Raw genomic sequence first — 14,552 nt, 5'->3', positions numbered from 1 at the left:
ATAGTATTAAAATTCTACTAACTATTTTAAGAAGAAAGGGGTTCAATATGGTATACATAGTAGGAATAGGCCCCGGGCATAGAGACTATATTATGCCTAAGGCAGTTAAGGTTATGGAAAATGTAGATTTAATTGTAGGATTTGGAAGGATAATGGAGAGTGTGGATTTTATTAATACTAAAAAGATGACAGTAGAGAAAATTAATCAAATAATAAACATTCTAAATTCCAATAAAGATAAAGATATAGCTATAGTAGCTTCAGGAGATCCACTTTTTTATGGTATAACTGAATATGTAAGAAAAAATTATTTTGATAAAATAGAAATTGTACCTGGAATTAGTTCTTTTCAATATTTTATGGGAAAACTTAACAAAAGTTGGCATAATGCATATCTTGGAAGTTTACATGGTAGAGAAGATGAGTTTTTATCAAAGGTAAGGGAAAACAAAATTTCAATTTGGCTTACAGATAAAAAAAACACCCCAAATGTGTTAGCTGAAAAATTGGTTAACAATGGACTAGATGTTTTCATGTATATAGGAGAAAATTTATCCTATAAAAATGAAAAAGTAACACAAAAATTTGCAAAGGATATACTAAATATTAAATTTTCAAAACTTTGTGTATTAGTAGTAGAAAATTTACTACACAATAAGTCAGAAGAATATTTTCATTTTATAAAAGATGAAGAATTTATAAGAGGGAATTGTCCTATGACAAAAGAGGAAATAAGAATTTTAAGTACTGTAAAACTGAATTTAAAGAAAAATTCTAGAGTTTTAGATATTGGGGCAGGCACTGGATCGGTTAGTATACAAATGGCACAAATATGTACTGAAGGAGAAGTAATAGGAATAGAAAAAAATCTAGAGGCATTAGATGTGATTTATAAAAATATAGATAGTTTTAATATAACTAATCTAAAAGTGATAGAAGGGGAGGCATTACAGTCATTTCCTAAAGTTTTAGGCGAATTTGATAGCATTTTTATAGGTGGAAGTGGTGGCAATATAGAAGATATAATAAAATTATATGAACAAAAATTAAAAATTCAAGGAAAAATGGTATTAAATTTTATAACGATAAATAACCTTTATAAAGCTATGGATACATTAAAAAAATTAGGTTTTAACGTGAAATGTACAGAAGTTACTATAAGTAAAACAAGAGGGGAAACTTATATGCTTATGGGATATAATCCAATATTTATAATAGAAGGAGAGAAAGTAAATGGCTAAATTATATGGAATAGGTGTAGGACCAGGCAATGAAGAATTATTAACATTAAAGGCTACAAAGGTTATAAAAAAAGCACAGGTTATTATTGCGCCATCTTCAAAGGATGCTGGGAAAAGTATTGCTCTACTTACAGCACAAAATTTTATAAGTAAAGATGCAGAAGTTTTGGTTAAACATTTTCCCATGGGAGGAAAAGAGCAAGAAGAAAAAATTTATCAGGCATTTAAAGTTATAGAAGAGAGGCTTAATGAAGGAAAAGATGTTGTTTTTTTAACTATAGGTGATCCCTTTGTATATAGTACATATATATATCTTTTAAAATACATAAATGAAAAAGGTTATGAAACAGAAACAGTTCCTGGGATAACATCTTTTTGTGCATCTGCAAGTCTTGCCGGTGAAGTATTAGTAATAGGAGATGAACCATTATTAATATTGCCATCCACTAGATTAGATGCTATAAAGGATGAAAAATATGTGATTATAATGAAATTGTATAATAATGAAGAAAAGGTACTAGATTTTCTAGAGGATAGAGAATTTCAGTATATTTGTGTTAGAAGAGCTTATAGAGAAGGACAGGAAATTTTAAGAAATAGAGAAGAAATAATAGCAAAAAAAGATTACATGTCACTTATTATTGCTCATAGAAAGTAGAAAGGGATGATTATATTGAAAAAGATTAAAGTAAGTCCTAAAGTGTATTTTATCGGTGCTGGACCAGGAGATGCGGATTTAATAACAGTAAAAGGAAGAGAGATTTTATCACAAGGAGATGTTGTTATTTATGCAGGTTCTCTTGTTAGTAAAGAACATATGGAATATTGCAAAGAAGGAGTAGAGATACATAATTCTGCGTCTATGACATTAGATGAAGTTATAGAGGTTATGAAGGAATCAATACCAGATGGTAAATCCGTAATTAGACTTCATACAGGAGATCCATCAATGTATGGGGCAATTAAGGAACAAATGGACGAACTTGATAAATTAAGCATAGAATACGAAGTAATACCAGGAGTTAGCTCATGCTTTGCAGCAGCAGCGGCAATAAAAAGGGAATTTACACTACCTAGTGTAACTCAAACTTTAATACTTACTAGAGTAGAAGGCAGAACCCCTGTACCTTCAACAGAGGATTTAGAAAATTTGGCTAGAATAGGTGCTTCTATGGCTATATTTCTTTCAGTCAGCATGATTGAAAAAGTTACTAAAAAATTAAGAAAAGGATATGGAAAAAATGTGCCGATAGCTGTTGTAGAAAGAGCAACATGGGAAGACCAGAGAATAATAATAGGTACTCTTGACGATATATCTGATAAGGTTAAAGAGGCGAATATAACTAAATGTGCACAAATATTAGTTGGTGATTTTATTGACTGTGATTATACAAAGAGTCTATTATATGATAAAACATTTAGTCATATGTTTAGGGAAGCGGAAAAGTAAGAGATGGACATAGCGGTTATAACTATAACGGAAAAAGGGGATGAAATAGCCTTAATATTAAAAGAACATTTTAATATACATATTTTCTCAAAGTATAAAAACAGTCATTTTGATTTTAAATGTGTAGTAAAAAATGCTATGGAAAATTACGAAGCAATTATTTTTATAACTTCTACAGGAATAGCTGTACGGGGAATTGGACCTTATATCAAATCAAAGGAAATAGATCCGGCAGTGATAACTATTGATAATTCTTCTAAATTTGTTATAAGTCTTTTGAGTGGACATTTAGGGGGAGCCAATGATCTTACTAGCAAAATAGCTAATATATTAGGTGCTGTTCCAGTTATAACTACAGCAACTGATAATCTTGATATAGTAGCACCAGATATGATTGCAAAAAATAATTATTTAGGTATAGGCGATTTACAGGATGCAAAACGTATAGCATCACTTTTAGTAAGAGGAAGAAAAGTTTATTTTTGTGATGAAGAAAATAAAATATCTATACCTAATGGATATGAAAGTAACTATATAGATTGTGAAGGAATTGTTTATGTAACCAATAAAATTAATATAAACTCTATTTTTAAGGATTCTTCAATAAATTTAAAGCTTATTAGAAAAAATATAGTTTTAGGTATAGGTTGTAGAAAAGATTTTCCAGGAAATATTATGAAGGAAACTGTCTTAGATATATTAAAAAGCTACAATATAGATTATAGGGCAGTTAAGTCTATAGGAACTGTAGAGATTAAAAAAAATGAAGAGGCTATTCTAAAATTAAGTGAGTTTTTAAAATGTAAACTTAATATATTTAGTATAGAAGAAATAAAGAAAATACAGTATAGGTATGTAGGAAGCGATTTTGTAGAAAAAAGCATAGGTGTAAGAAATGTATGTGAGCCCTGTGTAGAGTTACAAAATTCTATTATGTTAACGGAAAAATTAAAATTAAATGGAATGACATTATGTATTGGAGTTTTGAAAAATTAAGAGTTTGTATAAAATTATGTATGGAATTTTCTTAAGAATATGTGAAAAGGATTTATTTTTGTTTTTTAATTGGAAAGGATGGATTAGTATGGGAAAATTAAATGTAGTAGGAATTGGTCCTGGAGGACTTGAGCATATGACATTAAGAGCTAAACAAGTTATAGAGGAAAGTGATGTAATAGTTGGGTATACTAAATATATGGCGTTTGTAAAACCGTTGATACAAGGAAAAGAATTAGTTTCTACTGGAATGAGGGGAGAAAAAGAGAGATGTGCTAAGGCATTAGAACTTGCAAAAGACAAAGTAGTTTCTATAATAAGCACTGGTGATGCAGGTATATATGGAATGGCAGGACTTATATTGGAAATGAAAAAAGATGAAAATATAGAAATAATACCTGGAGTTACAGCTTCTTCATCAGCAGCATCTGTATTGGGATCACCACTTATGCATGACAATTGTAATATAAGCTTAAGTGATCTTATGACCCCATATGATTTAATTAAAAAAAGAGTAGAATGTGCTGCTGAGGCAGATTTTATAATTTCATTATATAATCCAAGAAGTAATGGAAGACCTTATTATTTAAAAGAATGTATAGATATAGTTAAAAAATATAGAAAAAGTAACACTCCCATTGGTGTTGTAAAAAATGCATTAAGGGAAGGGCAAGAAATAAACTTATTTACTTTGGACACTTTTTTAGATGAAGTTGTAGATATGTTTTCCATAGTTGTTATAGGAAATAGCCAGAGCTTTATTAAGGATGGAAAATTTGTAACTCCAAGAGGATATAATATTTAGATAGAATTTTAGTATTTAGCTACAAGAAGTGGGAGGATATTATGATTGGTTTAATTAGTGGTACATCGGATGGAAGAGAAATACTTTCCATGCTTAATAAATATACAGATAATATTTTAATTTCTACAGCTACAGAATATGGTGGTGAACTTTTAAAAAAATATAACTATAAAATATTGAATACTAAGCCATTGCTACCGAGAGATATGGAAAAATTATTTAAACAAAATAATATTAAAATTCTTATCGATTCATCCCACCCCTATGCTATTGAAGTAAGTAAAAATGCTATGAATATATGTAAAAAACTTGGAATAGAGTATGTAAGATATGAAAGAGAAAGTGTTGTTAATAGATTTTTAAATGAGGAAAAAATAATAGAAGTAGATACCTATGAAGAACTTTATAAATACTTAGTTAATATAGATGGGACAGTTATTAATACCACAGGAAGTAGAAATTTAGGTAAAATTTTAAATTTGAATTTAAATAACAGGATAGTTCATAGGGTATTGCCCTCTATGAAAGTTATAGAGGAATGTTATTTATTAGGTATACAATTAGATGATTTAATTGCTATAAAAGGACCAATAAGCTATGAATTAAATAAAGCTTTTATAAAGGAATTTAATGCTAATGCAATACTAATAAAGGACAGTGGCGTTGAAGGAGGAACAGAAGAAAAAATAAAAGCAGCATTAGATGAGAATATTTTTGTATTTGTTGTAGGAAGAGAAAAACTATATTATAATAAAGTTTTTTATAATAAAGAGAAACTTATAGATTATGTGAAAAATAGAATTTTAAAGGAGTTTTAAGGGATATGATGATAAAAAAGGTAAGAGATTTAACTTTAATTTCTATTGACAAAGAAAAAGTTATGGTAGTTGCTTGTGATGGTGCAGGTGGGATAGGAAAAAAAGAAGGAGATACCTTTAAAACAGATCCTTTTTACGCAGCAAAGTTTACTGCTAGAGTAGCTTTAATGGAAGTTATTTGTTGTAAGGCAAAAATAGTTACACTTACTAATGTTGTATGTAATGAAATGGAACCAACAGGTAGTAGAGTTATAGAAGGAATAACTAAAGAATTAGAAGCTTTAGGATTAAATATTAATGTATTAAATGGTAGTACAGAGGAAAATTTTAAAACTCTTTCTACAGGCATAGGCGTTACAGTTATAGGTTTGGCAAATACTAATGAAATAAAAGTAAATAAAGCAAAAGATAATGATATAATAATATCCTTAGGACTACCTAAATTAGGCACTGAAATGAGTAGCTTAGATTATGACAGTGAGATAGTAAATTATAATCAAATTAATAAGCTTTTAGAAATGGAAGATGTACATGAAATTGTTCCTGTAGGATCAAAAGGAATTTTATATGAAAGTGAGAAATTAGCTGAGAATAATTCATTGAATTTAATTTTAAAAAATAATTTATCTATAGATATACGTAGAACAGCTGGACCGGCATCAGTAATTATTGCATCTATAGATGAATCAATTTTACATGAAGTTTCCGGTTTAGGTATAGTTAATGTTATAGGAAGACTGAACAAATAGGAGGACGGATATGAATAAAAAAGGTATATTGGTTGTAAGCTTTGGAACAAGTTATGAAAAGACTAGAAAACTTACAATTGAGGCTATAGAAAAAAGAATAAAAGAAGAATATAAGGATTATGAAGTGAGAAGAGCATTTACTTCTGGAATGATAATAAACAAACTTAAAAAAAGGGATAATTTATTTATTGATAATACACAAGAGGCTTTAGATAGAATGGCTAAAGAGGGATTCAAAGAAGTTATAGTTCAGTCTTTACATATAATGCCAGGAGAGGAGTATGACGATATAAAATTAGCTGTTCATAGATTTGTTCATAAAAATGTATTTGATAAACTTATTCTTGGAAGACCATTACTTTTTAGAACAGAGGACTATTTTAAAGCTGTAAATGCATTGAAAACACAGATACCTGAAAGAGGAGAAAAGGAAGCAGTAGTGTTTATGGGACATGGAAGCACTCATCCAGCTAATTCATCTTATGCTCTTTTTCAATATGTAATAGAAGAGGAAGGACTTGGAAATGTATACATAGCAAATGTTGAGGGATTTCCAGAATTAGACATTATAATACCGAAACTTAAAAAAGGTAATATAAAAAAAGTTACTTTAATGCCATTTATGCTAGTAGCGGGAGATCATGCTACTAATGATATGGCTGGGGAGAAGGATTCATGGAAGACTTCTTTGCAAGACAATGGTTTTGAAGTTGAAATATATTTGCATGGAATAGGTGAGAACAAAAAGGTACAGAATATATTTTTACAACATGTACAGGATTGTATAGAAGGTAATGCTTTAATGGAAGAGAAGTAGAGTTTAGAAGTCATATTATTACGAAAATATGGAGAAAAATCTAGAAAAACAGCATTATAATGAATTTAAAATGTTTACATCAATAGATATACTTTTTATATTGTGATATTATAATGTTAAGCTATAAAAATTTGAAAATAGTCGAAAGAAGGGGATTTTATGGAAAATAAAGGATATATCCAAGTTTATACAGGAAATGGTAAGGGCAAAACCACAGCTTCTTTAGGACTCTCACTTAGAGCTGTTTGTGCAGGGAAAAAAGTGTTCTTTGGACAATTCACAAAGGGAATGAAATATAGTGAATTAAAAGCTGCTGAGATTTTACCTAATTTCACTATGGAACAATTTGGAGGAGACCATTTTATTTTTGGAACTCCAACTAAAGCAGATAAAGAACAAGCAATGAAAGGACTAAAAAGAGCAGAAGAAGTTTTAACTTCAGGAGAATATGATGTAGTAGTTTTCGATGAAATAAATATTGCTTTATTTTATGAGTTATTTGACGTTAAAGATGTATTAGAACTTTTAGATAAGAAACCAGAAAAAACAGAAGTCATACTTACTGGAAGATATGCAAAACAAGAAATTATAGATAGAGCAGATTTAGTAACAGAAATGAAGGAGATTAAACATTATTATACTCAAGGAGTACCTGCTCGTGTAGGAATAGAAAGCTAAAATCTACTTTGTTTTAAGATAAGGGGGAACTGAAGATGGACTCTAAAGGATATATTCAGGTCTACACAGGAAATGGTAAGGGGAAGACTACATCAGCCTTAGGGCTTACATTAAGAGCGATATGTGCCGGTAAAAAAGTATTTATGGGTCAATTTGTAAAGGGAATGAGATATAGTGAATTAAATGCAGTAAAGTATCTTGATAACTTTACTATAGAACAATACGGAAAGAATTGTTTTATATATGATGATCCTACAGAGGATGATATTAAGAGAGCTATAGATGGGCTAAAAAGATGTGAAGAAGTTATAATGTCTGATAAATATGATATTATTATTCTAGATGAGATAAATATAGCGCTTTATTATAGATTATTTACTTCAAAAGAAGTAATAGATATAATAAATAGTAAGCCAAAAAGAACTGAAATAATTTTAACAGGAAGATATGCTCCAAAAGAGATAATAGAAGCAGCAGATTTAGTCACTGAAATGGCAGAGATTAAACATTATTATACTAAGGGAGTAAAGTGTCGTAAGGGAATAGAAAATTAATGCAATATAAAAAACACCTTTTTTATATAGGAAAAGGTGTTTTCTTTATGCAAAACTTTAAAATATTACAATTTAAAGAGTAAACTATCTATAATGTAATAATTTTGTTGCCATTTTGTAAATATTTTTTATAGGTGATGTAGTAGAATAAAGATAATGTAAATATTTTTGTAAAAACAATGGAAATAGGTGAGGCTTAATATGAAAAACGATATTAATTATGATGTAAATTCTATAAAAAGAAGGAAGAAACAAAAAAGAATAATCAAGAAAATTAAAATTGTAACTTTTTTAGTTGTTATTTTACTAATAGGGGCATTTGCGGGTATAAAATATTTTAACAAAGAAAAAGAAGTGGCTAAAGAAAAAAATCAGGTAAGCAACACGTTTACCACAAATAATAGTACAACTAGTAAAGAAAATGAACAGGCTTCTAAGAATGGCACAGACAGTAAAGATGATAAAAAAGAAAATAATAAAGATGAAAAAATTGTAATGACAGTAGATGATATTTGGAATAAGAAAGATGGAGAAAAAATTGCCTTTTTAACATTTGATGATGGTCCAAGCCCACATACTCCTAAAATTTTAGATATACTAGAACAATATAAGATTAAAGCTACTTTTTTTGTTCTTGGAACTTCTGCTAAAAATTTTCCTGAGTATTTAAAAAAGGAAGTAGAGTTAGGGCACTCTATAGGAAATCACACATATAATCATAAAATTAGATATTCTGGTGCATACACTCCAGATGAGTTTGTTAAAGATGTAAGAAGGTGTGATAATGCTATTAAAGAAGTATTAGGACAAGATTTTAAAACTAATTTAGTTAGATTTCCTGGAGGATCTTTTAATCACAAGAGTTATGAAAGAAATTTATTAGCCTCAGGATTTAAGCATATAGATTGGAATGTAGAAAATGGTGATGCAAGAAGACTAAATGTACCTAAAGATGAGCTTGTTAAAAATGTAAAAGATGAAATAGGAAATCATAAACATGTTGTAATACTAATGCATGATTCTTCTACCAAATCTACAACTGTTGAAGCACTTCCAGAAATTATAGAATTTTTAAAATCCCAAGGATTTAAATTTGGAGTAGTAAGTCAAGAAAATTAGATGTTTTAAAAGTGTTATATTGAGTAATATAACACTTTTTTTAGTACGATAAATGTGATAAAATTAGCATTGATGTCTAAAATAATAAATTTAATTACTATCATAGGAAGAAGGGATAAATTTATGTTGGAATTTCAAGATGTAACACTTAAGGTAGATGAAAATGGTAAAGAAATAACCATATTGGATAATATAAATTTACAATTAGAAAGAAAAAAAATTTATGTTATAACAGGGCCTAATGGTGGAGGCAAAACTACATTATCTAAGCTTTTAATGGGAATAAGAATACCTACTTCAGGTAAAATTATTTTTGATGACGAAGAAATAACTGCTATGAATATAACCAAAAGAGCGAAACTTGGAATTGGATATGCTTTTCAACAGCCACCAAGATTTAAGGGTCTAAAGGTGAGGGAATTACTTGAACTTGCAGCAAAAGCTGATAATAATCAAGTGGATTTTTGTAAATTGTTGCTAGATGTGGGGTTATGTCCTCAGGATTATGTAAATAGAGAAATTAATAATAGTCTTTCAGGTGGAGAATTAAAGAGAATAGAAATAGCTACTATTTTAGCTAGAAAGTTAAAATTGGCATTATTTGATGAGCCAGAAGCGGGAATAGATTTGTGGAGTTTTCAAAAATTAGTAGAGACCTTCAAAAAACTTCATGATGAAAATGATTTAACTTTGGTTATAATATCACATCAAGAAAGAATAATAGAGCTTGCAGATGAGGTTATAGTAGTAGCGGATGGAAAAATAAAAGAGAGAACCTCAAAAGATACCATACTTTCAGAGGTTACTTTAGAATCAGCTTGTGGTTGTAGTAGTAAATTTTGTGATAGGAGGAGATAATTTATGTTAAATTCAATAGATGAAAAAATATTAAATATTATAGATAATGTAAAAGATATATTTTCAGGAGCACATAATATTAGAAAAGATGGTCAAAAATTTGACAGAAGTATTTCACCTAACATAGGCATTATAAATAAGGGAGATAAGAGCGGGATAGATGTTTTAGTAAAGCCAAATACTAAAGGTGAAAGCGTACATATACCTGTAATTCTTACAGAAGAAGGGATACAGGATTTAGTATATAATACATTTGACATTGGTGAAGGAGCAGATATAGATGTAATAGCTGGATGTGGAATACATAATCCAGGGCATTCAAAAACCCAGCACGATGGGGTACATGAGTTTTTTGTAAGAAAAGGGGCAAGATTAAAGTACATAGAGAAGCACTATGCTGAGGGAGAAGGAGAAGGTAAGAAGGTATTTAATTCTAAGACTATTCTTCATGTAGAAGAAGGTGCTAAGGTTGAAATGGAACTTATCCAGATAAAAGGTGTAGATAGTACTAAAAGAGAAACAGAAATATATTTAGATAAAAAAGCTAATTTAGTTATAACAGAAAGAATGCTTACAGATTATAATCAAGAGGCGAAATCAAGTATAAACATAGAAATGAATGGTGAAAATTCTACCTCACAGGTAATATCTCGTTCGGTTGCTAAAGAAAATTCAAAACAAGTGTTCTATTTTAATGTAACTGGAAAAAACAAATGTAGGGCACATATACAATGTGATTCTATAATTATGGGTAATGCTAAGGTTAAGTCCATTCCTGCAATTTCTGCAGAGCATAGTGAGGCTGAACTTATACATGAGGCAGCAATAGGTAAAATTGCCAATGATCAATTAATGAAACTTATGTCCTTGGGACTTACAGAAAAAGAAGCTGAGGATACTATATTAAAAGGATTCTTAAAATAATTTTATAAAATTAAATATGAAAGGAAATGTTGGAGAATGAAAGATAAGCAATCATTAACCACTTTGGCCTTTATAGTTATAACTTTTACCACAATACTTGGTAAAAGTTTTCCTATAAGTTCTCCCTTAAGAGTGGTATTTACTATATTTTCTATAATTATACTTTTACCTTATTTATATACTGTTATAAAGGATAAAATGTTTAGTAATAAGTTAACATTATTTTGTATAATATTATCTGTACTTCAAGTATTAAATGTGTTATATTATACTTATATATTAAAAAAATAAAAAAAGCCGTGTTCCCGTATTTAGAAAGGCGGTTATATGTACAATATTAGAAATAAGTACATTAAAGAACACAGCTAAAATAAACATATTATTTAATTAAATGGTAACTGTGCTCTATATAATCTATGAAACAAAAGTCTAGGAGTTATAAACTTTTATTTAAATCAAAGGAGTTTTTGATGAATATTTACTATTTTATGGAGAAAAATATAGAGCACAGTATGTGTATATTAAATTTTTATAAAAAAAGCAACCTTCTTTCAAAAAAGGTTGCTTTTATATATCAGCATATAAAGTAGACAAAATATACTTCATAACACAATATACAACTCTCCCTCCGAAAGCTTATCTGTAATAAAATTAGGCAGGTCTCCTGGCTTTGGATTCATTCGCATTTTCCCCTTCCCCTTTTTATATAAAGAGTGGGCTATGAAAATTTGTCATCCAACACAGTAGCGGGGGCTGCTGCGGACTTAAACCGCATTCCCTTTTCACCTATATTATAGGCACCTAAATTTTAAATATTCAATTTATGAAATAAGTATAGCATTAAAAAAAATTAAAGTCAATTAAAAAAATAGAATTTTTTCAATTATTATAGTATTTTTATTATAGTAACTTTGTAATTTTTCGAAAAATAGAGTTGCTTTTAAGAAATATGTTGAAATTTTCTAGAAAAAGTTATAGTATAATAATGGTATTAGTGTTTTTAAATATACAATTATATAAAATATTAGAAAATAATCATATGAATTTAAAAAAGTTTTCTATTTAAATAGTAGAAATTAAAAGGGAATGAGGTGCAATTCCTCAACGGTCCGGCCACTGTAATTGATGAGCTTTTTCCTATATGCCATTGAGACAATGTCTTGAGAAGGTGGAGTAAAGTGATGAACCATAAGTCAGGAGACCTGCTTTTTTTATGATACAGCTTCCAGGTAAAGTTTGGTATCTGAGTATATATTTAAATAAATTTATTTAAATGTAATTTAGGAGTCTTAACTTTTTTAGGAAGGTTAAGACTTTGTTTATTATATAAATATAATAGTTTTGCTTTTAAATTTAGGAGGATGAAAAATGTTAAGGATATTTATTGCAGAAAATGATCTTAAAACTATAGGTAACTTGGAGAGAGTGATTCTTGACAGAGGGCTTGGGATTGTAATTGGACATACTAGGGATGGTGTGGAGGCTTTAAAAAAAATTGACGAACTGAATCCAGATTTAATTTTAGTTAATTATCATGTATATAGTATAGACGGCATATCAGTAATTAAACAAGTAAAGAAAAAATACTCTAATATACACTGCATAACAATATCCGATGAAAAATCAAAAATCATAGTTGAACAAGCATATAGAAGTGGAGCGGAGTTTTGTATAAATAAACCAATAAGTAGTGTAGAAATAGAAAACATAATAGAAAAAATAGTTGAATTATCTAAGCTTAATGATAAGTTAAATCAAATTTCTAGAATTATAAATAAAGATAACATTTTAAGTAGTAACAGAAGTATTAATAATTCTGAAGAAAAAGTAAAGCATATAATGCAAGATATAGGAATATATGGAGATACTGGTAGTGAGGAGATAATTCAGATTGTAAAGCATTTAATAGATACAAATAAAAATATGGCTAATTATACTATAAAAGAAATATGTGGTTATTTTACCAGCAATCCTAAATGGATGGAACAAAGAATTAGGAGACTAGCTTTATCTGGAATGAGTAATTTAGCTAATTTAGGAATAGAGGATTATTTAAATGATACCTTTGTTGAATATTCCAATAGTATATATAATTTTGAACAGGTTAAAAAAGAAATGGATTATGTTAGGGGAAAAAGTAGAGACAGGGGTAGGATTAATTTAAAGAAATTTATAGCAGGATTAGTATTTTATTGTGAAAAATAATATATAGATAATAAAAAAACTAGAGTATATTCTAGTTTTTTTTATATATTATAAAATTTGATAATTATTGATTATTTTTGAAGTGTTTACTATAGAATGTAATCTAAAGAGAAGATTTTTGTAGATATTTCAAAAATAAAATTTTAAGTGAAGCAAAAGTTTAATATTTTAATGGGGTGTTATTAATGAATAAAAAAAAATGTTGGTTTATTCTCTTTTTTATATTTCTAATTTCATTAATAGGATGTGATAAAAAAGAAAGTACCAGGGTTATAACTAATAAGGATAGTGTACAAGCTGTAAGTGACATCAAAAAAGAATCTAGTAATAAAGATAATAAAAGTATATATAAAGGGTATAAAGGACCTGTTCAAGGAGAAATAAAGTATCAAGAAGGAAGACCTGCCAAACAAAATTCTAAAGAATTAAAAGCAAGTGGAGATATAGGAAGTCCTTATCATGTGGATTTAGTTGTATCTAAAGATTTTGGACATAATAAAATGTTTTCTAAAAACGTAGGTCTGGTAAAAGATGAAGTTGGAATGGAAGTGCTTTTTAGAAATTTAAATATACAAACTGCCTATGGCGGAGGATTTGTAAATTCTATAAACGGATTAGAATCAAAATATACTTTTTTTAGTGGCGCAGATAGAAAAAAAGAGGATTGGTTTTATTGGGTAAATGGAATACTAGCACCTGTTGGGGTTGCTGAATATAGACCATCGGATGGTGATGTAATATGGTGGGATTACCACGAATGGAATACTACAATGTTTATACCAGCGATAATTGGATCATATCCAGAGCCTTTTAAACATGGGTTTTGGGGCAAAAATCCAGGCACTGTTGTAATGTATACAGATGAATTTAAAAATGATGCAAAAATATTAAAGCATAGCTTAATAAAAAATGGTGTAAAGTCAGTTGATGTAGTAAAGTATAACCCAGATAACATAGAAAAACCTGAAAAATATCATATATTACTTGGGAAATGGGAAGATTTATCCCAAAATAGTAAAAGACTTAAAGATATGAATTGGAAAAATAAGCTGGAAGGAGTATATGTACAATTTAAAGATGGTAAATTAAATGCATTAGATAACGCTGGTAAGATTATTAAAAGTTATAATAATGCAGGGGCTATTTATGCTACGTCAGCAGGTATGGGAAGCACAGTGCCAGTTTGGCTTGTAACAGGAACGGACTTTAACAGCGTAAAGGAGAGTTTGAATATACTTATTAAGAAGCCTGAAAAAATAAAAAATTGTTTTGAGGCAGTGGTATCAAAGGAGCAGGTAATTAAAATACCTTTCATACAGTAAAAGAGTTATGTAGGGA

The 14,552-nt window shown here is 28.8% G+C and carries 16 protein-coding genes, 1 pseudogene and 2 riboswitches; all 17 genes and pseudogenes read left to right on the top strand.

Going from position 1 to position 14,552, the window contains the following annotated elements; genetic code table 11:
* Positions 1-47 precede the first annotated feature (47 nt).
* Positions 48-623 (top strand): annotated as a pseudogene (cbiE, locus tag EJL03_RS06695) (precorrin-6y C5,15-methyltransferase (decarboxylating) subunit CbiE); the annotation flags it as partial.
* A 93-nt stretch (positions 624-716) separates the two neighbouring features.
* On the top strand, positions 717-1,241 hold the full coding sequence (gene cbiT, locus EJL03_RS06690) for a precorrin-6Y C5,15-methyltransferase (decarboxylating) subunit CbiT (protein WP_125153305.1): 525 nt from the start codon (positions 717-719) through the stop codon (positions 1,239-1,241).
* A complete protein-coding gene (locus tag EJL03_RS06685) occupies positions 1,234-1,899 on the top strand; it encodes a cobalt-factor II C(20)-methyltransferase (protein WP_125153191.1) in 666 nt (221 codons plus the stop codon). The genes cbiT and EJL03_RS06685 overlap by 8 nt, the downstream gene beginning before the upstream one ends.
* A 15-nt stretch (positions 1,900-1,914) precedes the next feature.
* Positions 1,915-2,691 (top strand): precorrin-4 C(11)-methyltransferase, encoded by a 777-nt coding sequence (cobM, locus tag EJL03_RS06680; protein ID WP_243108662.1) that lies wholly within the window; start codon positions 1,915-1,917, stop codon positions 2,689-2,691.
* Between the two features lie 3 nt (positions 2,692-2,694).
* A complete protein-coding gene (gene cbiG / locus EJL03_RS06675) occupies positions 2,695-3,687 on the top strand; it encodes a cobalt-precorrin 5A hydrolase (RefSeq protein WP_125153189.1) in 993 nt (330 codons plus the stop codon).
* A gap of 88 nt (positions 3,688-3,775) precedes the next feature.
* The gene (gene cobJ / locus EJL03_RS06670; RefSeq protein ID WP_125153188.1) at positions 3,776-4,492 is read left to right on the top strand and encodes a precorrin-3B C(17)-methyltransferase; all 717 of its coding nucleotides are present in this window, start codon (positions 3,776-3,778) and stop codon (positions 4,490-4,492) included.
* Between the two features lie 41 nt (positions 4,493-4,533).
* Positions 4,534-5,310 carry a cobalt-precorrin-6A reductase gene (locus EJL03_RS06665; protein ID WP_125153187.1) on the top strand — a complete coding sequence of 259 codons (777 nt, stop codon included), beginning with the start codon at positions 4,534-4,536 and terminating at the stop codon, positions 5,308-5,310.
* A gap of 5 nt (positions 5,311-5,315) precedes the next feature.
* Complete coding sequence (locus EJL03_RS06660; RefSeq protein WP_125153186.1) at positions 5,316-6,059, top strand: AIR synthase related protein; 744 nt, start codon at positions 5,316-5,318, stop codon at positions 6,057-6,059.
* 10 nt (positions 6,060-6,069) lie between these two features.
* Entirely contained in the window at positions 6,070-6,876 is an 807-nt protein-coding gene (locus EJL03_RS06655; protein WP_125153185.1) for a sirohydrochlorin cobaltochelatase, read from the top strand.
* 159 nt (positions 6,877-7,035) lie between these two features.
* Entirely contained in the window at positions 7,036-7,554 is a 519-nt protein-coding gene (locus tag EJL03_RS06650; RefSeq protein ID WP_125153184.1) for a cob(I)yrinic acid a,c-diamide adenosyltransferase, read from the top strand.
* 35 nt (positions 7,555-7,589) lie between these two features.
* Positions 7,590-8,108, top strand: coding sequence for a cob(I)yrinic acid a,c-diamide adenosyltransferase (cobO, locus tag EJL03_RS06645; RefSeq protein WP_125153183.1), 519 nt, complete (start codon positions 7,590-7,592; stop codon positions 8,106-8,108).
* Positions 8,109-8,309: 201 nt separating this feature from the next.
* Positions 8,310-9,227 (top strand): polysaccharide deacetylase family protein, encoded by a 918-nt coding sequence (locus EJL03_RS06640; RefSeq protein ID WP_125153182.1) that lies wholly within the window; start codon positions 8,310-8,312, stop codon positions 9,225-9,227.
* A 123-nt stretch (positions 9,228-9,350) separates the two neighbouring features.
* Positions 9,351-10,085: an ABC transporter ATP-binding protein gene (locus tag EJL03_RS06635; protein ID WP_125153181.1), complete on the top strand. Its 735-nt coding sequence runs from the start codon at positions 9,351-9,353 to the stop codon at positions 10,083-10,085.
* A gap of 3 nt (positions 10,086-10,088) precedes the next feature.
* On the top strand, positions 10,089-11,009 hold the full coding sequence (locus EJL03_RS06630; RefSeq protein ID WP_125153180.1) for a SufB/SufD family protein: 921 nt from the start codon (positions 10,089-10,091) through the stop codon (positions 11,007-11,009).
* A gap of 36 nt (positions 11,010-11,045) precedes the next feature.
* Positions 11,046-11,300 (top strand): hypothetical protein, encoded by a 255-nt coding sequence (locus EJL03_RS06625; protein WP_125153179.1) that lies wholly within the window; start codon positions 11,046-11,048, stop codon positions 11,298-11,300.
* 346 nt (positions 11,301-11,646) lie between these two features.
* A riboswitch (cobalamin riboswitch) is annotated at positions 11,647-11,829 on the bottom strand.
* Between the two features lie 214 nt (positions 11,830-12,043).
* A riboswitch (cobalamin riboswitch) is annotated at positions 12,044-12,233 on the top strand.
* 144 nt (positions 12,234-12,377) lie between these two features.
* Positions 12,378-13,214, top strand: coding sequence for a DNA-binding domain-containing protein (locus tag EJL03_RS06620; protein WP_125153178.1), 837 nt, complete (start codon positions 12,378-12,380; stop codon positions 13,212-13,214).
* A gap of 185 nt (positions 13,215-13,399) precedes the next feature.
* The gene (locus tag EJL03_RS06615) at positions 13,400-14,536 is read left to right on the top strand and encodes a DUF4430 domain-containing protein (protein ID WP_125153177.1); all 1,137 of its coding nucleotides are present in this window, start codon (positions 13,400-13,402) and stop codon (positions 14,534-14,536) included.
* The last annotated feature ends 16 nt before the right edge of the window (positions 14,537-14,552 follow it).

It is taken from the genome of Clostridium rectalis, from assembly GCF_900626095.1.
Lineage (GTDB): Bacteria > Bacillota > Clostridia > Clostridiales > Clostridiaceae > Clostridium_AS > Clostridium_AS rectalis.
Note: the sequence above shows the minus strand (reverse complement) of the source record. Positions and strands in the feature narration are given on the sequence as shown.

Coding starts and splice junctions, on each gene's coding strand:
- cbiT (WP_125153305.1), top strand. CDS start 717: ATGACAAAAGAGGAAATAAGAATTTTAAGTACTGTAAAACTGAATTTA.
- EJL03_RS06685 (WP_125153191.1), top strand. CDS start 1,234: ATGGCTAAATTATATGGAATAGGTGTAGGACCAGGCAATGAAGAATTA.
- cbiG (WP_125153189.1), top strand. CDS start 2,695: ATGGACATAGCGGTTATAACTATAACGGAAAAAGGGGATGAAATAGCC.
- cobJ (WP_125153188.1), top strand. CDS start 3,776: ATGGGAAAATTAAATGTAGTAGGAATTGGTCCTGGAGGACTTGAGCAT.
- EJL03_RS06665 (WP_125153187.1), top strand. CDS start 4,534: ATGATTGGTTTAATTAGTGGTACATCGGATGGAAGAGAAATACTTTCC.
- EJL03_RS06660 (WP_125153186.1), top strand. CDS start 5,316: ATGATGATAAAAAAGGTAAGAGATTTAACTTTAATTTCTATTGACAAA.
- EJL03_RS06655 (WP_125153185.1), top strand. CDS start 6,070: ATGAATAAAAAAGGTATATTGGTTGTAAGCTTTGGAACAAGTTATGAA.
- EJL03_RS06650 (WP_125153184.1), top strand. CDS start 7,036: ATGGAAAATAAAGGATATATCCAAGTTTATACAGGAAATGGTAAGGGC.
- cobO (WP_125153183.1), top strand. CDS start 7,590: ATGGACTCTAAAGGATATATTCAGGTCTACACAGGAAATGGTAAGGGG.
- EJL03_RS06640 (WP_125153182.1), top strand. CDS start 8,310: ATGAAAAACGATATTAATTATGATGTAAATTCTATAAAAAGAAGGAAG.
- EJL03_RS06635 (WP_125153181.1), top strand. CDS start 9,351: ATGTTGGAATTTCAAGATGTAACACTTAAGGTAGATGAAAATGGTAAA.
- EJL03_RS06630 (WP_125153180.1), top strand. CDS start 10,089: ATGTTAAATTCAATAGATGAAAAAATATTAAATATTATAGATAATGTA.
- EJL03_RS06625 (WP_125153179.1), top strand. CDS start 11,046: ATGAAAGATAAGCAATCATTAACCACTTTGGCCTTTATAGTTATAACT.
- EJL03_RS06620 (WP_125153178.1), top strand. CDS start 12,378: ATGTTAAGGATATTTATTGCAGAAAATGATCTTAAAACTATAGGTAAC.
- EJL03_RS06615 (WP_125153177.1), top strand. CDS start 13,400: ATGAATAAAAAAAAATGTTGGTTTATTCTCTTTTTTATATTTCTAATT.